23 protein-coding genes are annotated in these 22,677 nt (G+C 41.0%); 10 read left to right on the forward strand and 13 right to left on the reverse strand.

All coding sequences use genetic code 11. The features are described 5' to 3' along the window. Positions 1 to 52 precede the first annotated feature (52 nt). Both hppD and ML543_RS03155 read right to left on the reverse strand, forming a co-directional pair. Entirely contained in the window at positions 53 to 1,168 is a 1,116-nt protein-coding gene (gene hppD, locus ML543_RS03150) for a 4-hydroxyphenylpyruvate dioxygenase (protein WP_243385680.1), read from the reverse strand. Between the two features lie 172 nt (positions 1,169 to 1,340). Further along, positions 1,341 to 1,706, reverse strand: a complete 366-nt coding sequence (locus ML543_RS03155) for a spore coat CotO family protein (RefSeq protein WP_243385681.1) — start codon at positions 1,704 to 1,706, stop codon at positions 1,341 to 1,343. Between the two features lie 185 nt (positions 1,707 to 1,891). Between ML543_RS03155 and ML543_RS03160 the strand changes: the two genes are divergently transcribed. Then, complete coding sequence (locus ML543_RS03160; RefSeq protein ID WP_243385682.1) at positions 1,892 to 3,076, forward strand: MFS transporter; 1,185 nt, start codon at positions 1,892 to 1,894, stop codon at positions 3,074 to 3,076. Between the two features lie 225 nt (positions 3,077 to 3,301). On the opposite strand, the gene fabI is transcribed toward ML543_RS03160, so the two are convergent. The 4 genes from fabI to mgtE form a co-directional block, all read right to left on the reverse strand. After that, the gene (gene fabI / locus ML543_RS03165) at positions 3,302 to 4,078 is read right to left on the reverse strand and encodes an enoyl-ACP reductase FabI (protein WP_243385683.1); all 777 of its coding nucleotides are present in this window, start codon (positions 4,076 to 4,078) and stop codon (positions 3,302 to 3,304) included. Between the two features lie 95 nt (positions 4,079 to 4,173). Continuing rightward, the gene (locus ML543_RS03170; RefSeq protein WP_243385684.1) at positions 4,174 to 5,148 is read right to left on the reverse strand and encodes a nuclease-related domain-containing protein; all 975 of its coding nucleotides are present in this window, start codon (positions 5,146 to 5,148) and stop codon (positions 4,174 to 4,176) included. Positions 5,149 to 6,060: 912 nt separating this feature from the next. Then, positions 6,061 to 7,920, reverse strand: coding sequence for a monovalent cation:proton antiporter family protein (locus tag ML543_RS03175; RefSeq protein WP_243385685.1), 1,860 nt, complete (start codon positions 7,918 to 7,920; stop codon positions 6,061 to 6,063). A 231-nt stretch (positions 7,921 to 8,151) separates the two neighbouring features. Beyond that, positions 8,152 to 9,519, reverse strand: a complete 1,368-nt coding sequence (gene mgtE / locus ML543_RS03180) for a magnesium transporter (RefSeq protein WP_243385686.1) — start codon at positions 9,517 to 9,519, stop codon at positions 8,152 to 8,154. A gap of 250 nt (positions 9,520 to 9,769) precedes the next feature. On the opposite strand from mgtE, the gene prpE reads away from it, so the two are divergent. After that, the gene (prpE, locus tag ML543_RS03185) at positions 9,770 to 10,504 is read left to right on the forward strand and encodes a bis(5'-nucleosyl)-tetraphosphatase PrpE (RefSeq protein WP_243385687.1); all 735 of its coding nucleotides are present in this window, start codon (positions 9,770 to 9,772) and stop codon (positions 10,502 to 10,504) included. A 441-nt stretch (positions 10,505 to 10,945) separates the two neighbouring features. Beyond that, a complete protein-coding gene (locus ML543_RS03190; protein ID WP_243385688.1) occupies positions 10,946 to 11,167 on the forward strand; it encodes a hypothetical protein in 222 nt (73 codons plus the stop codon). Between the two features lie 26 nt (positions 11,168 to 11,193). Here ML543_RS03190 and ML543_RS03195 read toward each other — a convergent pair whose 3' ends face one another. From ML543_RS03195 to ML543_RS03210, 4 genes are all read right to left on the reverse strand, one after another. Continuing rightward, complete coding sequence (locus ML543_RS03195) at positions 11,194 to 12,081, reverse strand: RluA family pseudouridine synthase (protein ID WP_243385689.1); 888 nt, start codon at positions 12,079 to 12,081, stop codon at positions 11,194 to 11,196. Between the two features lie 493 nt (positions 12,082 to 12,574). Further along, on the reverse strand, positions 12,575 to 13,375 hold the full coding sequence (locus ML543_RS03200; protein ID WP_243385690.1) for an NAD kinase: 801 nt from the start codon (positions 13,373 to 13,375) through the stop codon (positions 12,575 to 12,577). 46 nt (positions 13,376 to 13,421) lie between these two features. Next, a complete protein-coding gene (yjbM, locus tag ML543_RS03205; protein WP_243385691.1) occupies positions 13,422 to 14,048 on the reverse strand; it encodes a GTP diphosphokinase in 627 nt (208 codons plus the stop codon). Positions 14,049 to 14,077: 29 nt separating this feature from the next. Beyond that, positions 14,078 to 14,452 carry a UPF0738 family protein gene (locus tag ML543_RS03210; RefSeq protein WP_243385692.1) on the reverse strand — a complete coding sequence of 125 codons (375 nt, stop codon included), beginning with the start codon at positions 14,450 to 14,452 and terminating at the stop codon, positions 14,078 to 14,080. Positions 14,453 to 14,659: 207 nt separating this feature from the next. On the opposite strand from ML543_RS03210, the gene ML543_RS03215 reads away from it, so the two are divergent. The 7 genes from ML543_RS03215 to ML543_RS03245 all read left to right on the forward strand — a co-directional run bounded on the left by ML543_RS03215 (position 14,660) and on the right by ML543_RS03245 (position 18,886). After that, complete coding sequence (locus ML543_RS03215; protein ID WP_243385693.1) at positions 14,660 to 15,259, forward strand: CYTH domain-containing protein; 600 nt, start codon at positions 14,660 to 14,662, stop codon at positions 15,257 to 15,259. Between the two features lies 1 nt (position 15,260). After that, complete coding sequence (locus ML543_RS03220; RefSeq protein ID WP_243385694.1) at positions 15,261 to 15,845, forward strand: lytic transglycosylase domain-containing protein; 585 nt, start codon at positions 15,261 to 15,263, stop codon at positions 15,843 to 15,845. A 295-nt stretch (positions 15,846 to 16,140) separates the two neighbouring features. Then, entirely contained in the window at positions 16,141 to 16,539 is a 399-nt protein-coding gene (locus ML543_RS03225) for a globin domain-containing protein (RefSeq protein WP_419095341.1), read from the forward strand. Beyond that, on the forward strand, positions 16,520 to 17,401 hold the full coding sequence (locus ML543_RS03230; protein WP_419095324.1) for a ClpXP adapter SpxH family protein: 882 nt from the start codon (positions 16,520 to 16,522) through the stop codon (positions 17,399 to 17,401). Before ML543_RS03225 ends, ML543_RS03230 begins: the two co-directional genes overlap by 20 nt. A gap of 98 nt (positions 17,402 to 17,499) precedes the next feature. Then, the gene (locus ML543_RS03235; protein ID WP_243385697.1) at positions 17,500 to 17,751 is read left to right on the forward strand and encodes a hypothetical protein; all 252 of its coding nucleotides are present in this window, start codon (positions 17,500 to 17,502) and stop codon (positions 17,749 to 17,751) included. 24 nt (positions 17,752 to 17,775) lie between these two features. Beyond that, positions 17,776 to 18,168, forward strand: coding sequence for a DUF2500 domain-containing protein (locus ML543_RS03240; RefSeq protein ID WP_243385698.1), 393 nt, complete (start codon positions 17,776 to 17,778; stop codon positions 18,166 to 18,168). A gap of 541 nt (positions 18,169 to 18,709) precedes the next feature. Next, on the forward strand, positions 18,710 to 18,886 hold the full coding sequence (locus tag ML543_RS03245; RefSeq protein ID WP_243385699.1) for a hypothetical protein: 177 nt from the start codon (positions 18,710 to 18,712) through the stop codon (positions 18,884 to 18,886). Positions 18,887 to 19,095: 209 nt separating this feature from the next. On the opposite strand, the gene ML543_RS03250 is transcribed toward ML543_RS03245, so the two are convergent. Genes ML543_RS03250 through ML543_RS03260 form a run of 3 tightly spaced genes read right to left on the reverse strand, consistent with a single transcriptional unit; the run spans position 19,096 to position 22,628 of the window. Then, positions 19,096 to 20,055, reverse strand: a complete 960-nt coding sequence (locus ML543_RS03250; RefSeq protein ID WP_243385700.1) for an ABC transporter permease — start codon at positions 20,053 to 20,055, stop codon at positions 19,096 to 19,098. Continuing rightward, positions 20,056 to 21,102, reverse strand: coding sequence for an ABC transporter permease (locus ML543_RS03255; RefSeq protein ID WP_243385701.1), 1,047 nt, complete (start codon positions 21,100 to 21,102; stop codon positions 20,056 to 20,058). Next, complete coding sequence (locus ML543_RS03260) at positions 21,099 to 22,628, reverse strand: ABC transporter ATP-binding protein (RefSeq protein WP_243385702.1); 1,530 nt, start codon at positions 22,626 to 22,628, stop codon at positions 21,099 to 21,101. The genes ML543_RS03255 and ML543_RS03260 overlap by 4 nt, the downstream gene beginning before the upstream one ends. Between the last annotated feature and the right edge of the window lie 49 nt (positions 22,629 to 22,677).

Here is a 22,677-nt window from a genome sequence, read left to right on the forward strand (position 1 = left end):
GTCTCCCCTCTTAAGATTTGGAAAGAGAGAGGAACACTCCTCTCTCCGCTCTTTACAGATTTCCTCTTTTACGCTGCTCACGCTCAATGGATTCAAATAACGCCTTGAAGTTTCCTTCGCCGAATCCGATTGCCCCTTTACGCTGAATGATCTCGATAAACAATGTCGGGCGGTCGACAATCGGTTTTGTAAATATTTGCAGTAAGTACCCTTCGTCATCACGGTCTACTAAAATACGATTTTCCCGTAGCTTCTCGATGTCTTCATCAATTTTTCCGACGCGGTCTGTTAACATATCATAATACGAATCTGGTGTGTCCAAAAATTCAATGCCGTTGGCGCGCATTTTGGATACAGTATCAATAATGTCATCCGTTAACATCGCGATATGTTGGACACCTGGCCCATTATAGTAATCTAAGTATTCTTGAATTTGCGATTTCCCTTTTTTATTCGCCGGCTCGTTTATCGGGAATTTAATGCGTCCCCCTTTATGCATTACCTTAGACATCAGTGCGGAATATTCCGTGCTAATATCGTCATCATCAAAATGAATCATTTGTTTAAATCCAAGAACATTTTCGTAATAGGAGACCCATTCCTCCATTTTTTCTACATTGCCTACCACATGGTCTACGGCAATTAACCCGACATCATTCGCTGGAATCTTTACTTCAGACGGTTTAAATCCAGGCAAGAATAGCCCATTATAGTCTTTTCGTTCGATTAATGTATGCTGGACATCCCCATATGTGCCGATAATAGCCTTTTTAACGATTCCATACTCGTCCTTTAATTCTTGTGGCTGTTGAATCGCGATTGCACCTTTTTCAACCGCGGTTTTATACGCTTTTTCAACATCTTTCACTTCAAGGGCAATATCTTTTACACCGTCACCGTGGAGTTTGACAAAGTTGGTTACTGAATGGTCGGAGAAGAGCGAAGAAGTTAAAACTAGGCGAATTTTTCGTTGTTGAAGCAAGTAGGAGACTGTTTCACGCTGGCCTGTTTCCGGTCCTTTATACCCGATGAGTTCAAATCCAAAAGCTTTGCAATAATAGTGAGCAGCTTGCTTGGCATTCCCAACATAAAGCTCAAAATGGTCGACATTTTCAATCGGGAAAAAATCATTCTGGAGCGGTTCCATCATTTTTTTCGTTTCTTGCATTTTCTGAACCTCCTGAATTTTTAAAATTTTTATCGATAATTTTACTGTATCGTTTCATAAAAATGGATGCAAGAGCGCGAAGCAACGCATTATTACGGTGAAGTAACGAGAACTAAACGGCATTTTGTCGCCAAAAAAAAAGAGAGTTTAGTAGCTAAACTCTCCAACATCGTTACAGGCCGATTAATTGAATATCTTCAATTTCCTCGACTTTAATTTTTTGATCGTTGATGTAAATATACCCCTCTTCCAAGCGGTCAAGCCTTCCCTTTATTGTTTCCTTCTCTTTCGTCACGATGTTGCAACTTACATGCTCGAGCCCTTTCGGTAAATGCAACAAAGTGTTGATTTTTTGATCAATGGATAGAGTATGGAACGAAGACGTCGATGGTTTCGCTTGCGTGGCCTTTTTCTCTTTTTTTCCTTGCGGTTTTCGCTTAGCGATATACGACTTTTGCATCGAGCTAAAAATGGGCTCCAAATCTGGTTGAATGATATACATTAAGGGAGGATTTTGATGGGACTGATGTTTTTTCATACGCATATCCCTCCTAATTTTTTTCACAATGCCCTAAATCAATGTATGCCCAATTCAATCGTAATATGTCCGTTCGAAAAAGGACAAACGAATTATTTCTACTCCCGAAATATTTTGTTTATAATAGATAGAAATAACTGACAAAAGAAGGTGATTCTATTTGTAAAAAACGAAACTTTACGATCATGTGGTTTGCCAACTTTTTCGTCGCAGCAAGCGCCACGATGATTTTGCCGTTTTTATCGCTGTACATTGAGACATTTTCAACTTATTCAGAGGAATTCGTTCAACGCTGGGCAGGCTATGTATTTGGGATAACATTTTTAATGGCTTTTTTTGTGTCACCACTTTGGGGACGATTTGCTGACAAGAACGGTTATAAGAAAATTTTATTAATCACAGGTACAGGTATCGCAACGAGCATCTTGCTAATGGGGTTTGTCTCCTCAGTGTATCAACTGTTTTTCTTACGGTTAGGAATGGGGCTTGTCACCGGATTTATTCCAACGTCTTTAGCCTTTATTTCTAGTCAAACACCAAAAGAAACAGCAGGTAAAACTCTCGGAACGCTGCAGATGGGAACTGTTTCAGGTGGCCTTTTAGGACCCGTACTCGGTGGAATGCTGGCAGATAGCTTCGGGTTCCAATATTCCTTTTTTATTACGGCGGCTGTCATTTACTTTGCCGTTATCCTTGTGTACGTAGGGGTTGTCGAGAAACACAGTGAAAAACAGGCGAACGAAATGGATCACCATACGCGCAAAGATGTGCTACATATGATCGTCAAAGATCCGATGCTCCTTTCGGTCATGGTCATTTCCTTACTCGTCCAAACAGGAAATTTCAGCATTCAGCCGCTGCTAGCTTTATATGTACAAGATCTACATGGACCGGGACAAATCGCATTTTTTGCTGGTCTCGCTTTCTCAGCAACAGGACTCGGGAACTTACTTTCAGCGAGACGCTGGGGCCAACTTGGCGACCGCATCGGTTACGAGAAAGTGTTAATGCTGTTACTCGTATTTGGCGCGATTTTATTTATCCCACAAGCTTTAGCCACTAGCTTATGGCAGCTTGTGCTCTTCCGCTTTTTATATGGACTCTCCCTCGGTGGGATTATTCCGACGATTACCGCCTTCATCCGTCAAAAGGCTCCGGTATCGATGCAAGGGGAAGTCATGGGCTATAATACAAGTTTACGATTTTTAGGAAATGTTACAGGTCCTGTGTTGGGAGGCATTATCGCATCATTCGTTAGCATATCTTCTGTCTTTTACGTCACCTCTTTATTATTCATCACATCGGCCGTTTTACTTTGGAAGGTTATACGTTGGGAATCAAGTAACGCGAAAAGATTAATAGAGTCGTAGAAAAAGGAGGAATTTCCGAAAGGTATAAGGTGAACGCAATGGGATAAAAGCAAAAGGGACTGTCCTAAAAGGACACTCCCTCTTTTATCCGGGTGATTTCATCTGATAGCGGACGCTTTCCTCAGGGGAAGGCCTCAGCCTACTCAACTCGCAAGCTCGTGCTGCTCCCTATAGGACCCGCCATCATTCTATTTAAGGAACTTGTCAGGCAGTCCCCTTAATTCATTATCGGCCAAGAATGTGGAAACCAGAATCCACATGAAGCATTTCGCCCGTTAAGCCGCGAGAAAGGTCTGTGAATAGGAATAGCGCTGTGTCACCAACTTCTTCTTGCGTTGTCGTACGACGAAGCGGTGCACGCTCTTCAATATCTTTTAAGATGGAGTTAAAGTCACTAACACCTTTCGCTGAAAGCGTACGAATTGGACCTGCAGAAATCGCATTGACACGAATTCCTTCTTTTCCAAGGTCGTTTGCTAAATATTTCACACTAGCGTCTAAAGATGCTTTCGCAACACCCATGACGTTGTAGTTTGTCACAACGCGCTCTCCACCTAAGTATGTTAATGTCACGATGCTTCCGCCTTCTGTCATAAGAGGACGAGCCGCTTTCGCAACAGCTGTTAAAGAATAAGAACTAATGTTATGCGCTAAAAGGAAGCCATCGCGTGTTGTATTTAAATATTCACCGTTTAATTCCTCTTTATTCGCAAAAGCGATACAGTGAGCAATTCCGTGTACTACACCCACTTCTTCTTTAATTGTCGCGAAGCACTTTTCAATTTCTTCATCACTTGTAACATCACAAGGAAGCACTAAGTAATCTTCACGACCAAGCGTATCCACTAGATCACGTACAGACTTTTCCATACGCTCTCCAACGTATGTAAAAATTAAACGAGCTCCCGCTGCGTGTAAAGAACGTGCAATTCCCCACGCGATACTACGCTTATTTGCGACACCCATTACGACAATATTTTTACCCTCTAAAGAAAGATTCATTTGTTAATCCTCCTAAAATTTAATACAAGTTATTAGTACCTAGTCATAATTATATCATTGGCTTGTCTTTCATGACAACACTTTCCTTCATCCAATCATTCCCGATTTGTTGGAATTGTATAAGTACGGTACTTCTTTTGTCCTTTTCGTTCTAATTGTGCCGATAAAAGAAGTCTTCGTGAAACATGCCTGGAAGAAATGTGGAGAAACGAGCGGAGTTCTTCATTTGTAAGAGGTTTTTGAAATAGAAGAAAATAATCGTGAATTCCTTGTAAATGAGCTGTCTTATTACTTACACTACATGATGAACAAATCCACTGACCATTTTGACGTTGCATCGGGAGATACAGACATCCCGGACATTGAACACCCGTAAGAATTTCAGCCTTCGATAACTGAAAGGCCGCTAAAACATCTTTTATAAGAGGGCGATTTTTCTTTTTTAAGATATTCGCTAATTTTTTCACATCCTTGTTTGGAAGATGCCCTTTGCTATACCTCTTTCTAATTGCCTCCATTTTGTCTGGAAGAAATGCCGAATGGAATACACGACCTGAAATTTCATGGTTTGGTACGGTGGAACGAATAAGAGTAGACGGATTGCTAATTACAATGAAGGATTCGATAGGAAGTTGAGGAAATTTGTTAAACTCTAGCCACTGTTGAAAAAGACGCCTTTGACGATTAATTTGAAGGATGGGGTCAGGAAACACTTCCTCTACACCATCTTTTTCACGGATTAATTGATGAAATGTAGGATCAAACATAAGTTTACCAGTGAGGTTTTTGACTTCAAGAATGACGATAAAATGACTAGTCAAAATAATCGTATCTAGCTGAATAAAATGATCTTCATGGATTGCGAGCCTGACATTGTGTAGAAGAAAAAAATTCTCAAAAGGTAATTCAGAAAGATAAAATTCAATCGACTCCTCTCCACGGTGACCAGCTAAATGCTTTCCAAGCTCCGTTTCAATAGATTCTCGTTTCGGATGATTTGGCGATAACCGTCGCAACAGCGCTTCAAGCTGCTGAATATACTCCGGCTTTTGTCGCTCTTTTATAATCAAGACTGTCAACTCCTTTCTATCCATGTTTTCTATTCAACACGAAATGAAAATATCCTTTTTGAAAATGGGACATTTTTTATTCGAGGGTGGACTCCTCTATGAGCGGGGGCTACTCTCTTATGCGCGGACTCACCCCTTCTATGCGCGCAGGCCTCTTTCCTATGCGCGGACCCGGCCACCCTATGCGCGGACTCGGCTTCTCTATGCGCGCGATCCTATTCCCTATGCGCGGCTCTATACCTCCTATGCGCGCGACCTTCTACACTATGCGCGGATTCACCACTCCTATGCGCGCGACCTACTCCACTATGCGCGGCTCCACTGCCCTATGCGCGCGATCTTCTACACTATGCGCGGCTCTACTCCTCCTATGCGCGCGATCTTCTACACTATGCGCAGCTCTACTCCTCCTATGCGCGCGATCTTCTACACTATGCGCGGCTCCACTCTCCTATGCGCGCGATCCTCTTCCCTATGCGCGACTTCGGCCCTTCTATGCGCGCGATCCTATTCCCTATGCGCGGCTCTACTCCTCCTATGCGCGCGATCTTCTACACTATGCGCGGCTCCACTCTCCTATGCGCGCGATCTTCTACACTATGCGCGGATTCACCACTCCTATGCGCGCGATCTTCTACACTATGCCCGGATTCACCACTCCTATCTTCTACACTATGCGCGGACTCGGCCACCCTATGCGCGCGATCCTATTCCCTATGCGCGCAATTTACTCCCCTATGCGCCGATCCTCTTCCCCAATGCGCGCGACCTACTCCACTATGCGCGGATTCACCACTCCTATGCGCGCGACCTACTCCACTATGCGCGCCATCTCCTCCACTACGCCCGTTGTCGCCCCTTCTATACCTCAAATAGAAAAACCACTCCAACGAATGGAGTGGTTTTTCTTGTTTAGCATGTTTCGCAGAATTCGAGTTCGCGTTTTAGTTCGTCTACGTATTCTCTTGAGCCGGTGACAATCAGGCGGTCGCCTGCTTTTAGTTCGGTGTCACCGTGAGGAACGATGGAGTCTTTTCCTCTAAAGATGCGGACGAAGATGACGTCTCCCGTGAATGGGAAGTTTCGCAACATGACGCCGTCATATTTGTAGTTGTTCATATTAATTTGGTAAAGCGTTGTTTCTTGGTTCGATAGGATGCGCATGACACTTGGTGATTCGATGAGTGCGCGCAGTAAGAGTTTCGTTGATAAAAGAACGGAGAATACGTCGATTCCTTTTTCTTTGAGAGCTTCGTCTAAGTCTGGGGAAGCAATACTTGCAATGACGCGGTTTACTCCTAGTTCTTTTGCAAAGATTGAAATTTCTGCATTTCGCACTTCGTTTCCAGTAGCGACGACTAATACATCCGAATCGAAAATGTTATGTTTTTTCAACGTTTCAATCGAATAGTCTGCCAGTTCCTCAATTTTAAATAGTGATTTCGAAATTTGTTTATCAATTTTCTCTTGCTGTGTATGGTACACCGTTGTTTCATAAATGTTATTGTTTAACTCACGCGTAACCGGAAGCGTCATTTGGTTGGCGCCAATGAACGAAACCTTTAATTTCGTATTTTGCACTTCCTGTTTCGGGAAGATTTTTTTGAACCCAATTGGTGAAACGATACTTGCAATGATCGCAACTAAAATGAGGGCCCCTGACATGTTGGCATCAATGATGTTCATGCGCTCCCCAATCTTAGCTGATGCAATGACAAGTGATAATGTTGACGTTAATAAAAAGGCTGATGCCACTGTCGTTTTCGTGTCATACCAACGATTTAAATAAAACACTGGGACGAGCTTTGACACGAATAAAGCAATAAATAAAAGCGGGATTAACATTAAAATTTGTGGATCTTTAAAGAGCGACCAAATGTCGAGCTCCACCCCAACCATTACGAAAAAGATGGGAATTAAAAATCCGTACCCGAATGAATCAAGCTTTTGTACCATCTCTGAGTTAGGTGAAAGCAAGGAAACAAGCACCCCTGCTAAGAACGCACCTAAAATATTTTCAGCGCCGACTGTCTCTGAAATAGCAACTAACACGATAATGAGCGTAAATACGGCACGTGTTCCAATTTGGATGGTACCTTTTGACATCGTTTCAATAAACGATCGATTCTGGAATTTCTTTCCTAAGAAGTAAAGTAAAATTCCCGCTCCAAATAAGATAAGTAATAACCATGTATTCGTGCTTCCATCACCGTAAAGTGCTGCAAAAACTGCAAGCAATACCATCGTGACAAGGTCAGCGATAACCGCGACTAATAAAATAATCTGTCCGATGTTGGACTTCATGATGTGAGCATCTTTTAACGTTGGTACAACAACCCCTAAGGAAATCGTTGAGATAATTAACGTCATCAGAAACGCGTTATCAATAAAGCCGATAAATACAAACAAGTATGACAAGGCAAGGGATAAAACAAAAATGCCAGTAAAAATGATCATTGCCACACCAAATGTGTTTGGTGCAGGTTTTCCATTCGGCAACGTATCTTTCTTTTTATTTTTCGCAAACGCTGAAAAATCGATTTCAACACCGCTTAAAAACATTAAAAAGATAAAGCCTAGCGTCGATAAAATTTCGAGCCAAGAATCTGGGTGGACGATGTTAAAACCACTTTTTCCGATAATTAATCCCATAATGATTTCGGCAACGACCACAGGAATCACATTCAGCCGCAATCGGTGCAATAAAATTGGTGTGATAAAAGCTACGATTAAAACAATAACTAATGATGTAACTGAAGCATGATGTTCCATTTACACTACCTCCTTATAGAGGAACTTTCATCTTTTGAAAAGGCTGTTTTCGTATAGATTGTTGCTTTTTCAGTCATATTTAAAGTGAATGCTAAACATTGCGCTCCAGACACTTGCTTTCCTCTACTTCCCACAGGAGTCATGTGTCTTCCGCTCCATGTACTAAAGCAACAATCCTTTAGAAAAGAGCCTTTGAAAAAAAGCTTCCCTCAAACTTGAACGATTATCATACTATAATAAATAGTTCATAAATAATGTTGCCATGCCAAAATAAATTAAAATACTGATAATGTCATTAATCGTTGTAATGAATGGACCGGAAGCAACCGCAGGGTCAATATTTAATTTGTGCATCACAAACGGTACGAATGCACCTGCAATCGTTGCAACTGTTAGCGTCGCTAAAATGGAAATGCCAACGAGTAATCCGAGGAATAATTGTTGCTTCCATAAAAAGACGACGATGGTCACGACGAAGCCACAAACTGTACCAGTAATAACACCTGTCCCCGCTTCTTTCATTATAATTTTTTTGAAGCTTTCTCCATTATCATCCCCAGTTGCTAGTCGACGCACGGCAATGGCTAATGCTTGTGTCCCTGTATTTCCGGCCATACCGGCAATTAAGGGGATAAAGACTGCTAAAATGGCAACTTGATTAATGGTCTCTTCAAATTGTCCAATTAAGCTTGCGGTAAACATTCCTAAAAACAATAAGATTATTAGCCACGGCAAGCGCTTCTTAGCTGCTGACAGCGGGTTTGGATCATGGGAATCGACGTCGCTTACGGCCGCAAGCTTTGAATAATCATCTGACGCTTCTTCATCCAATACGTCAATAATGTCATCGACAGTGATAATGCCTAGTAAGTGGTTTTGGAAATCTACAACGGGAAGTGCTAAGAAGTCATAATCTTTCATTTTGCGCGCCACTTCCTCTTGGTCTTCACCAACAGACACTGAATATACCCGTTCGTGCATAATGTCTCCGATCATCGCATCATCATCGTGGATAATCAAGTCACGCAACGATATAACTCCAACTAAATGCTTTTCTTGGTCGATTACATAAACGTAATAAATAGTTTCCGCATTGGGCGCTTCATTTTTCAAAATCGTCATCGCGGAGCGGACCGTTTGATTGGCGTGAATCGCGATGTATTCGGTTGTCATAATACTACCGGCTGTAAATTCTTCGTAGTGAAGTAACTCACGAATTTCTTCAGCCGATTCTTTATCCATAATCGTTAAGTAGCTTGCAACTTGGTCTTTATTTAAATCGTTTAAAACGTCAACCGCGTCATCCACATACATGTTTTCCAACATTTGTGCGCCAAAGGTTGGATCCATCTCTTCTAAAAATGGTCGATAGCCCCCATCATCTTCTTCAATGTTTTCAAAAATAGAGGCCATTTCTTCTGGTGAAAGATACGCATATACCAGCATTCTAGCATCTTTCTCTAATTTCAAGAAGAATTTTGCTTGATCATACGGGTGGAGTTGTAAAAACGTTGCACGGAAAGTCGGCATATCTTCCATTAGCAAGGCTTCATTTAAGACGTTTCCATCGAACTCGACACGTTCTTTTTCCGTCGTCATTACATCTCCTCCTCTCAAAAATCCGAAAACTTTAACCAACTGTCTCCACTATATTAGCAAATCTAACGAATGTTGTCGCTAAAGGTTGGAAAATTTTTAACCGAATCCTCAATAGACGGAAAATTCACACACGAAATAAACATCCTACTACTTAGAATTCCATTCCCTTCTTCCTTTACTCGAAAACTTCAATCTTTTTTACCACTTTGGTATGATTAGGAGAAATAAACAGATAAAAAGGTGATTTTAAATGTACGATATCATTGGTGATATACACGGTTGTTTCAAAGAATTTAAAGCGCTCACCACAAAACTAGGTTATCGTTGGGATACGGGAGTGCCTATTTCTTCTAGCGGCCGAAAACTAGTTTTCGTTGGAGATTTAACCGATCGAGGACCGGAATCGTTGAAAGTTATCGAAGCGGTATACGAACTTGTTCAACAGAAAAAAGCCATCTATGTCCCAGGAAATCACTGTAATAAGCTGTACCGTTTCTTTTTAGGCAATCCTGTGAAAATTGCACACGGTTTAGAGACAACTGTCGCTGAATATGAAGAACTTTCAAGCAAACAACAAGAAGAAATAAAACACCAATTTATGTGGTTATATGAACAAGCTCCCCTTTATGCGACATTAGATGACGGGAAACTTATTGTCGCTCATGCAGGGATAAAAGAAGAGATGATTGGAAAAACATCTGGAAAAGTGAAAACCTTTGTCTTTTACGGAGATATAACCGGAAGAACGAACCCTGACGGTACGCCTGAACGTCGCGATTGGGCGGCTTCATATAAAGGTCGTCCCTTCATCGTATATGGACATACTCCCGTTATAGCACCGCGATTCCTCAACCAGACCGTCAATATCGATACGGGATGCGTTTTCGGTAACTGTTTAACTGCACTCCGTTATCCTGAAAAAGAAACTACCTCTGTACCGTCAAGTATGCCTTACATTGCGGAAAAATTTCGTGACCTTACATAACTAAACGGTTTATAAGAAACATACATGATTTTACACTCACACCCCGGACATGAAAATTTATTCTCCCCGGGGTTTTTTCTTTCTACCATCTACCTATCATGATCGATCATTCAGCTCATAGGTAATTTTTATTTTCACAGAAAAAGCGCAAGTTAGGCGAAGGGCGCGAACCTGCGAAGAGGCTTCCGTCGCCACAGCAGGGCCGAAGCGACCCGAGCTGATGGCGTTTGGAGCTAGACACCAAAAAAAGAGAATACTTTTACACTTTATTGAACGTAAACTTTCTGTAACAATAAAATGAAACAAGTGGAGAAAAAACAACTCGTTTTCCTCCACTTGTTTTTTTCCTAAGAAATTTCCGAAAAGGTTTACACCAAAATATTTCTTTAATGTTAAAATTAGTTAAGAACATCTTAATATAAGGAGGGACTATACTAAGTTATGAAATCACAAGATGGACTCTACTTAGCCATTTTAGGATATGTCCTACCTATTATTTTTCTTACTTATCTCTTCTTTAACAGCGAAATATTAATCCCCGCCGGATACGAATTAGCAATTGATGGGTATGTAATATCCAGAACGTTAGTACTTCTTTTTAACTTATACTTGATATCGAAGTTAGGCATTTTTTTGTATAAGTACATTGCAAAGGATAAGTAACACTGATTTCAACGTTTTTAGACCATTTACTCGCATAATTTTTTCATATCTCCCGGCAATTCACTCGTAAAGGACAGCGTTTCGTGTAACATCGGGTGGTAAAAGGTAAGCGAATAACTGTGAAGCGCTTGGCGGTCGATTTGGTCTCTTTGGCCGCCATACAATGTATCACCACAGAGTGGATGTCCTAGATGAGCCATATGTACCCGAATTTGGTGCGTTCGACCTGTTTCAAGTGTTAGTTCAACGAGTGTCCGGTCAGAAAATCGTTTCAGTACGTTGAAGTGAGTAACGGCTGTTTGCCCCTCTGGGTGAACGACACGTTCGATAATACTATCTTCTTTTCTAGATATTGGGGCATTGATCGTCCCTTGATCTTCTTTCATGACACCGTGAACGACAGCCATGTATTTCCGCTTCACTGCTTTCTTTTGTTGCTCTTTTGAAAACAAGGAATGACTAAAACGATGCTTGGCGACTAAAAGCAAGCCACTCGTATCACGGTCCAGTCGTGTGACGATGTGAACCGTGAGCTTGTATCCCTTTTGTTCGTAATAGTGAAGTAGGCCATTGGCGATGCTACCAGTTGGGTGCTCTCTCGATGGAATCGTCGATTGATAAGGTGGTTTCTGAATAACAAGACAATGTTCATCTTCATATACGATGTCAAGTGGGATGTCTTCTTTCATCATTGATTCGCTCTGCGCTTCTTCCGGAAACGTTACCATTACTTCATCACCACGAGTTAGAACGTAGCGAACATTTTCTTCTTTTCCGTTCACTTCAATAGATCCGCCATTAAATTTAATATCGGTTAGCGCTGCTTTCGAAATTTGTTGTTCGCGCAAAAATTCCCGTAACACTTTCTCCTCATCTGCCGCTTTGATTTTCCACGATAACTGAAATGGTTTCACGATAAAATCCTTCCTTTAATGTTTTGACTGAATTCATTCTAAACGCTCCATTACTATTAGAAGAAAAATGACTCTGAACAACCTTTTTGAAAAACTGTTTCCGATTACATTGTAGCTTTTTCTTTCATATTGAATTCATAACATTTCGCTCTAGACTCAGTCAAGTCGCTCAATCTGATTCTGAATAATGTACTAAGCCTTTGCTTTTATAAGAAACATACATGATTTTACACTCGCACCCCAGACATGAAAATTTATTCTCCCCGGGGTTTCCTTTTTACCATCTACCTATCATGATCGATCATTCAGCCCATAGGTAATGTTTATTTTCACAGAAAAAGCGCAAAGCGCATGTCCTTAGGCGAAGGGCGCTTGGAGCTAGACACCAAAAAAACTGTAATGAGAATCCTTTAACACTTTATTGAACTTAAACTTTCTGTAACAACAACTAAAAACGCTTGCCTTTTGAAAGCTGGCAAGCGTTTTTTTATCCTTAATCGGATTCCGTAATAAAAGAATCACGGACGCGTTTCCAAAATGGAAACGGTCGAAAACGTGCGAAGCGTACCTTTTCTTGAGCCACGCGACATTGAATCGATTTGACATCTTTATGTAACAGCGTCAAATGGTCAATTGTGATTTGGAAATCAACATCGTTCACTGGACGTAATAAACATGTATGGTGGTCCGGCAAAATAAGCGGCGATCCAATTGTACGGAATACACGGTTATTAATGGACGCCATTTCCGCCACTTGAATGGCTGGAATAGATGGATGTAAAATTGCGCCGCCAAGTGCTTTATTGTAGGCGGTGCTTCCTGTCGGAGTTGAAATACAGAGGCCGTCACCTCGGAACGTTTCAAATAACTCCCCTTTAATTTCAACATCCATTACGAGCGTCCCTTCCATACTTTTGACCGTACATTCGTTTAACGCTAAATATCGCGCTTCTTTGCCACCGTCATTATGGCGAATAATGACTTCTAACAATGGATACTCCACCACTTGATACGGCGTTTTCGCAATAGCAATTACAAGCTTTTCAATTTCATCCGGTACCCAATCCGCGTAAAATCCTAAATGCCCAGTATGAACCCCGATGAAAGCCGTTTTATCTAGTCGATCTTTATATCGATGAAAAGCATATAAAAGCGTGCCGTCGCCCCCAACCGATATGACGATATCAGGTGTTTCTTCATCATATTCCAATTCAAAATCGGTTAAATATGTACGCATTTTTTGAGCCAGAACATTGGATGTCCCGTCACCTTTTGAGGAAATCGCGAATTTCATGGTCCTATTAAGCTCCTTTTTCAAAAATTTACCCCTGGTATATCTTTTAGCTTTCTATTTTTCGTGAAAAGATTACTTGCGCTTCTTGTATTTCACCACGAATTTGCGACATTTCTTCATCTAACCGATACGCGGCTTCGGCTGCTCGTTGGAGTCGATCTTTAATATCTTCAGGTATGTTCCCACTATATTTGTAATTTAGGGAATGCTCAATTGTCGCCCAGAAGTTCATCGCTAGCGTTCGAATTTGAATCTCCACCAAGATTTTTTTCAACCCTTTAAACGTTTGAACTGGATACTCCACGACGATATGATAAGACCGATATCCACTATCTTTTTGATGATTTATGTAATCACGTTCTTCAATAATAGTGAAGTCATCGCGTTTTCTCAGCATTTCGAGTACGCGATGGATATCTTCGACGAACTGACACATGATGCGTAAGCCTGCGATGTCTTGAATTTCTCTTTCAATGGACTCTTTTGATATATTTTTCCTTCTTGCTTTGTCTAATATACTCACAACAGGCTTTACACGCCCCGTCACGAACTCTATCGGAGAATGTTCCCCTTCAAGCTCAAATTGTGAACGAATCCCTTTTAACTTTACTTTTAATTCCTCTACCGCTTGCTTATACGGTGATAAAACTTGTTCCCATTCCCGATAATCCATTCATTTCCCCCCTAAAGCCTACAAGGACATTATGGATGGAAAACTTCGACTACTTTTTGCTCCATTTCTTCCCCGTAGTTTGCATTATCTTTTATATTTTCCACTAAATATTGCAATTCCTCATGAATGTTATCTAGAGAAATTTGATGACCTTCTACTTCAGCAATGATCGCATCATTTGCTTCCATCGCCATTTTTAATTGTGGCCAATGAGTGGATGAAATGCTTAAATAAATGAAGTCACTTCCACTGTCTAATATGTAAATAAACGCTAGCTGATCAGAGTCGGCTAATAATTGTCCAGACGCTTGTAATTGATCTGCCCCATCCCCGAAAGATTCAGTTTTTAAGATTAGTTGATTTTCCACTTGTGTCGCTTCTATTACTTCTATTCGTTTTTTCATTGGAATCTCCTTTCATTGAATTCACATTTTTCATGACGTAATACCTAAGTTGCTGTGAAAACAACCATTCGCCCTTATCGTTCATCCGTTTTTTATTGTATCATATTGATAGAATGAATTCTCGGACTTAAAAACCCTTTCTATTGTACTAAATTTTAGCAGTGTTTTAAAAGTTTTGAATCCATGTAAGAAAGGAACTTCCATAGTATGAATCAAGAAATCGAAATTGAATTTAAAAATCTATTAACAAAAGACGAGTTCGACCGATTCGTTTCCCATTTCAACTTAACTGACGCATCTTTTTTTACTCAAGAAAATCATTATTTCGATACCCCCTCTTTTTCGTTAAAAGACAAGGGGGCTGCGCTGCGCATACGAAAAAAAAATGGACGATATACATTAACGCTGAAACAGCCTGCACCAGTTGGCCTACTCGAAACACACCAACCACTCTCTGAGCAAGAATTTAAGGTGGCCATTAATGATTCCAAGCTCCCTCAAGCTGGGGATGTCATGGACAAGCTTAAGGAGCTACACATTGCTCAGCATGACCTTCAGTTTTTTGGTACATTAACGACTGATCGTGCCGAAATTTCACATGAAAAAGGGTTAATTGTCCTCGACTGGAGCCGATATTTAAAGAAAGAGGACTTTGAATTGGAATTTGAAGTACAGGATGAAGCAGAAGGAAAACAAGCGTTTCTACAACTGCTTGATACGTTTAACATCCCTTTACGAAAAACGGAGAATAAAATTAAACGCTTTTATCTCGCGAAATACGAGCATTCAATGAAGGAGAGCAATTGAAATGAATGTGTCGAATCATTTTAAAACCTTATTTGAACTCCAAGCTTTAAGAAGCTTGACACAGCACAATTCAACAACGAAGCTTAACCAAGGCAGTGGAATGCCATTCTCTGAACTCTTACAGACTGTCTTGACACAATCAAATGTGCCAAACGGGGTTAATACAGTTTCAACTAATTCCATATCTCAAATGACGACGAAGAAGAATACAAGTGATATAGATTCCATTATCGAAACAGCCGCAAACAAGTACGGCGTGGACGCAAAGCTTATTCGTGCCGTTATCCAGCAAGAATCAAGCTTTAACGGAAAAGCCGTAAGTTCAGCTGGAGCGATGGGTTACATGCAATTAATGCCTAGTACCGCAAAAGCACTCGGCGTAACAAATCCATTCGACCCTGTCGAAAACATTGAAGGTGGTACGAAATACTTAAAACAGATGTTAACGAAATATAATGGGAACGTTCATTTAGCGCTAGCTGCCTACAACGCTGGCCCTGGAAATGTCGATAAATACGGTGGCATTCCACCATTTAAAGAAACAGAGCAATACGTACGAAAAATCACATCCAGCTATTTCGCTTAGAATAGAAGGCGACGAACCGCTTCTTTGGATGTTGAAAGATGATCGTCATATTAGAGAGGCACTCGATGCCTCTTTTTTTATTGGATTTTTGCTTAGGCTTTATTTACTAAGGAAAGCAGATATCTAGGCAAAACGAATAAATACGAAAACAGGCTTGGATTGAGGCCCCCCATCCTTCTGATTACACCCCTTTTTTCCTACACATCCGACAAAAGATTAAGCGATTTGTTTGAGATATTAAATTCTCGCTGATACAATATTAAACAGATTCAAGTTAAAAGGAGCTACTAAGATGATGAATTCATCGCAAACACCGTTTGAGGTTATTGGGGAACAACGTTTACATCAACTTGTTGATACCTTTTATGATAAAGTTCATAAACATCCGAAATTAAAACCGATATTCCCAGATGACTTATCGGAAACAGCGCGAAAGCAAAAACAATTTTTAACACAATATTTAGGTGGACCGCCTGTTTACACAGAAGAACACGGTCATCCCATGTTACGTGCCCGCCATTTACCATTTGAAATCACCCCTTCACGCGCGGAGGCATGGCTCGAATGTATGAGTGAAGCAATGGACGAAGTTGGACTAGACGGTGAAATCCGGACATTCTTTTACCAACGGCTTGTCTTAACCGCTCAGCATATGATTAACACGCCAGAAAGAGATGATTCTATTGACGAATAAAAATCAAGCGGCTCATTTTTTCTCCCATTGTCAAGGGAATCCTCAAAAGCCGATCGAGCTTTATTTATTTATCGACCCGCTTTGTCCGGAATGTTGGGCACTTGAACCGTATATAAAAAAGCTACAAATCGAATTCGGACGTTTTTTTACGCTTCGCCATATTTTATCAGGGTCGTTAGCAACGCTAAACTTAACGAAAAGACGACCGCCGAAAGATATTGCCCAAACGTGGGAAAAAACAGCGAGCCTTTCTGGTATGTCTTGTGACGGTACATTGTGGAAGGAAAACCCGATTTCCGCACCGTACAACGCTTCATTAGCGATCAAAGCGGCCGAGCTCCAAGGTCGAAAGGCAGGCATTCGCTATTTACGAAAGCTTCAAGAGGTTGTTTTTTTAGAAAAAATGAATGTAACAGACGAATCTGTATTACTCAATATCGCCAAAACTGTGGAACTAGACTTAAAAGAATTTGAACGTGATTTACAGTCTAAAAGTGCTCAAAAAGCGTTGCAATGTGATTTAAAAATTACAAACGAGATGGAAGTAACCGAAATTCCTTCGCTTGTGTTTTACCATTGTGACGAGGATATTGAAGGATTAAAAGTAACAGGCTTATATCCGTATGAAACGTACGTCGAAATCTTATCCGAACTAATTGGGTGCTTACCAAAGCCTTCTCAAGTACCACCACTTGAAATGTTTTTAAAGTATTTCGGTTTTGTCGCATCAAAAGAAATTGCTGTCGTCTACAATCTCTCAATCGACCAAGTCGATCGTGAAATGAAACAGCTCCAACTAATGCAAAAAGTCGAACGCGTTCCTGTAAAATACGGAACATTTTGGCGATATATTGGAAAATAACCTAAACCGAGTGGAACATTCCACTCGGTTTTTTCATTGATTTTACTGTTTATTTTTGGAATAATTGGAATTGCGAAATAGTTGAAGGGGGAGTCGATATGCAAAAGAAATTGCAAATCGCTGGTTATGTCCTATTTCTTTCCGGAACTATCCTTTTCGGTTTCATGCATCTAGCCATCGCCTTGTATCAACCTCATTTAGGAGGTTGGAGTTCCCCACCAGGTAAAATTGCAACACTCTTAAATCAAATTGATGGTTGGGTACCTTATGTTTTGAGTATCCTCTTTCTTTGTGGGGGAGGATGTCTAATTCTCTATGATCTATGGTTCAGTGAGCAAAAAGAAAGGTAATGAACGCACAGGAGGAATCAATCAATGGACCCATTCTTTTTCAATGACTTCATGACATTTTTTGTACCTCTTTTTATTGGAGCTGTGTTTTTAATTGTCTTCGGAACAATTCTATACACGATCATTTCATCTATTCGCGAGTGGCACAAAAATGAGCAGTCCCCTAAGCTAACGGTACCAGCTATCATTAAGGCGAAGCGAATGAATGTGAGAGGCGGCTCTGCTGGTAACAATAACGCAAGTTCTCATACTACTTATTTTGTTACATTTGAATTCGATAGTGGTGATCGGCTAGAGCTTCGTGTATCAGGTAAGGAGTACGGCTTACTTTCTGAAAATGATCAAGGAATGGTAAGTTTTCAAGGAACCCGATTTCTAGGGTTCGAGCGGGAAAAGCAATTAAATGAAGGCGTATAAATGTGTGTCATTCCATAAGAATAGCGCAAAGCGCAAGTCCTTGGGCGAAGGGCGCTGGAGGACCTGCGAGGAGGCTACCGTCGCCACAGCAGGGCCGAAGCGACCCGAGCTAATGGCGCTTGGAGCTAGACACCAAAAAAAGTAAAGAGAATACTTTAACACTTTATTGAACTTAAACTTTCTGTAACATAAACAAAAACCGGCTTAAGCAGCCGGTTTATTTATTCCCATCCCCTAGGGCGGTTTGGCGAATCGGTGTTATCGGTGTATGTAAACGCTTTCTATTTTGTTTTAAAAGGAACCGCACTAAATCGTGCGGTCCTTTTATGTCTTAACGACAACAAAGGGGATGGGAGAAATTTTTCACGGTCAAACAAAGGGGTAAATGTTTGTTTTGTGATAAATTTCACGATTAGAATATAACAAATTTCGACTACCTTTGACAATACTTTTGCGCAACGTTCACATTTTTGTCACAAAATCATGTTTAGTTCCTCCCCAACATATACTAGTCCTATAAATTTGTAGGAGGATCATTGAGATGACGAAGAAAATATTCACTTTGCTAGCCGTCTTTGTATTGCTTGCTGCCTTTTTTCTGAATGTACTCGGATTGATGAAAATATTACCTCTATACTTTACCTCTCCAATCCTCTTTATCGTGATTTTTATCATTCTCTACATGCTCAATCATCGCAAAACATTCCGTGGCTTTTAGCCCGATAAGAAAAGCGCAAGTCCTTAGGCGAAGGACTCTGGAGGACCTGCGAGGAGGCTTCCGTCGCCACAGGAGGGCCGAAACGACCCGAGCTCATGGCGCTTGGAGCTAGACACCCAAAAAAACCGTAAAGAAAATACTTTAACACTTTATTGAACTTAAACCTTCTGTAACAATAAAAAAGAAGTCGACCTTTTGGCCGACTTCTTTTATCGTTTCCCTTTAATATACGGAATACCTAACGCTTTTGGAGCGTCAGCGCGTCCGATGAATCCTGTTAGAGCTAAAATGGTTAAAACATATGGTGCAATTAATAAGTAAACAGTCGGTACGTCTTTTAATAATGGTATTGATTGCCCGACGATACTTAAACTTTGAGCAAATCCAAAGAACAATGCTGCACCCATTGCTCCAAGTGGATGCCATTTTCCGAAAATCATCGCAGCTAGCGCCATGAACCCTTGTCCAGAAATCGTAGCGTGTGTAAAATCTCGGGAGATAATCGTCGCATACACGCCTCCCCCAATCCCTGCTAACGCACCGGAAAGCATAACACCGATATAGCGCATTTTTAATACGTTTATACCCATCGTGTCAGCTGCCATCGGATGCTCACCGACGGAGCGAAGACGAAGTCCAAATGGTGTCTTATAAATGACATACCAAACGATAAACGCAAGTGCAATCGCAATATATGATGGAATGTACCCATTAGCGAAGAACAATGGACCAATGAGCGGGATATCGCTAAGAAGCGGAATATCAATCTTATCAAAACCGACTTGAATTTGATCAGTTTGACCTTTTCCATAAATTTTCTTTACTAAGAACAACGTTAATCCAATTGCTAAAAAGTTTATCGCTACCCCGCTGACGACCTGATCTGCACGGAATGAAATCGACGCAACGGCGTGTAACAAGGAGAATATTGCCCCACAAATCATTGCAACGAATACCGCTAACCAAGGCGTTAACTCTCCTAACGAGTCAGCAAACGTTAAGTTAAACACGATGCCGACAAATGCACCGATGACCATCAAGCCTTCTAGACCGATATTAACAACACCCGAGCGTTCACTGAATACTCCGCCAAGAGCTGTGAAAATAAGTGGAGCGGCAAAAAAGATAGCTGAAGGAATAATGATTTGTAATACCGTTAAGAAGTCCACTTATTTCCCCTCCTTTTTCAAACGAGTTAAAATAAGACGAATTAAATAGCTAGATGCTACGAAGAAAATAATTAAGGCGATAATAATATCGACTAATTCAACTGGAACACCCGCACTTGATGGCATTTCCAATGCACCGATTTTCAGAGATCCGAATAAAATCGCAGCTAACACAACCCCAATAGCCGTATTTCCTCCTAAAAGGGCAACAGCGATTCCATCGAATCCGACACCTGTAAATCCACCCTTAACGGAAATGTTTTCGAAAGTCCCTAATCCTTCCATGGCACCAGCTACCCCAGCAAAGGCACCTGAAATTACCATAGCAAGGACGATATTTTGGTTAACATTCATACCAGCGTAATGAGATGCATGCTGGTTAAATCCTACAGCACGAAGTTCATACCCTTTCGTCGTTTTCTCCAATAAGAACCACATGACAACTGCACCGATAAGAGAGATGATAATTCCGTAGTGCAACGTTGAATAATCGGTAATGGATTGAAGAAAATCAGAGCGTAAGGATGCTGATTCATGTACTTTTTCAGACTTAAAGCCTTTATCGGATAAAACAGAACGAATAATAGCATTCGTAACATGTAAAGCGATGTAGTTCATCATAATCGTAACGATAACTTCATGAACTTTAAATCGCGCCTTTAAAATCCCTGGTATAAACGCCCAAAGCGCACCCGCAGCAGCTGCCGCTAAAATAGCAAGTGGAAGATGAATAACTTTTGGAAGTTCAAAAGAAACCCCGACCCATACAGCCGCGAGCCATCCTACAAGCAATTGACCTTCAACTCCAATATTGAACAAACCTGTTCGAAACGCAAAAGCAACCGCTAAACCTGCTAGAATATAAGGTGTTACTTGTCGAATCGTTTCCCCAATATAATAGGGATCTCCGAACGCTCCGTAGAGAAGTGCTGAATAGCCTTCAATTGGATTGTAGCCACTTACGAGCATCACGATCGATCCAACGAGAATTCCTAGTACAACGGCTAAAAGAGGAATTAACACGCCAGAAAAACGGCCTACATTCATGATGTGACACCTGCTTCCTTCTTTTTACTACCGGCCATTAGTAATCCGAGTTCTTGCTCTGTCGTTTCCTTCGGATCAACAATAGCCACAATTTTTCCTTCGTAAATAACCGCGATGCGATCACTCACATTCATTACTTCATCTAATTCAAATGATAGTAATAAAACAGCCTTCCCTTGGTCACGTTGTTCAATTAAACGTTTATGAATGAACTCAATCGCTCCAACATCTAATCCGCGCGTTGGCTGTGCTGCAATGAGAAGGTCTGGATTTCGGTCAACTTCTCGTCCAATAATCGCTTTTTGCTGGTTTCCACCTGATAAAGCACGTGCCTTTGTATATTCATCTGGCGTACGAACATCATACTCTTCAATTAACTTGCGCGCTTTATCATAAATTTGATTAAAATTCAAAATCCCATTTTTAGAAAACGGCTCTTGATAATACGTTTGAAGAACCATGTTTTCTCCAATCGGGAAGTCTAAAACAAGCCCGTGTTTATGACGATCTTGCGGAATATGACCGACGCCTGTTTCAGTGATTTTTCGTGGTGATAGATTAATCAGCTCTTTTCCGTTCAGTTTGATCGAGCCAGATTCCGCTTTTCGGAGACCTGTGATGGCTTCGATTAACTCTGATTGACCGTTTCCATCCACCCCAGCAATCCCGACGATCTCACCAGCTCGCACCGTCAAGTTCAACCCATCGACCGTATTGATATGACGAGCATCTTTTACGACTAAGTTTTGAATTTCTAAAACTGGCTCAGTCGGTTTTGCTTCTTCTTTATCTGTCGTAAATTTCACTTCACGACCAACCATTAATTCCGCAAGTTCTGTCGGATTCGTGTCCGATACATTTAACGTTCCGATTCCTTTTCCACGACGAATGACGGTTACGCGATCACACACTTCCATAATTTCCTTCAGTTTGTGCGTAATTAATATGATCGATTTCCCTTCATTAACGAGCGCTTTCATAATTTGAATAAGCTCTTGAATTTCTTGAGGAGTTAGGACTGCCGTCGGCTCATCAAAAATTAAAATTTCTGCTCCACGATAAAGTGTCTTTAAAATTTCAACACGCTGTTGCATCCCGACGGAAATATCCGAAATTTTTGCCGTTGGGTCGACCGCCAATCCGTATTGCTCTGATAATGCGCGAACATCAGCTTCCGCTTTCTTTATGTCAATCTTTCCACCTTTTTTTGGTTCACTACCAAGAATGATATTTTCCGTTACCGAAAAGGTGTCCACAAGCATAAAATGCTGATGCACCATACCAATTCCAAGATCATTCGCAACATTAGGGTCCGTAATTTTAACCGATTCCCCTTTAACGCGAATTTCTCCACCTTCAGGTTGATACAAGCCGAAGAGAACATTCATGAGCGTGGATTTACCAGCACCATTTTCTCCAAGTAACGCATGGATTTCTCCCTTTTTCACTTGCAAAGTAATATTATCATTGGCAACGAATGAGCCAAATTCTTTACGTATGTTCAGCATTTCAATTACGTAATCCACTCATGTTCACTCCTTATAAGGAAGATAAAATCATCAAATGAAAAGCTAC

Origin of the sequence: Bacillus kexueae, from assembly GCF_022809095.1 — a bacterium.
Taxonomy (GTDB): domain Bacteria; phylum Bacillota; class Bacilli; order Bacillales; family Aeribacillaceae; genus Bacillus_BZ; species Bacillus_BZ kexueae.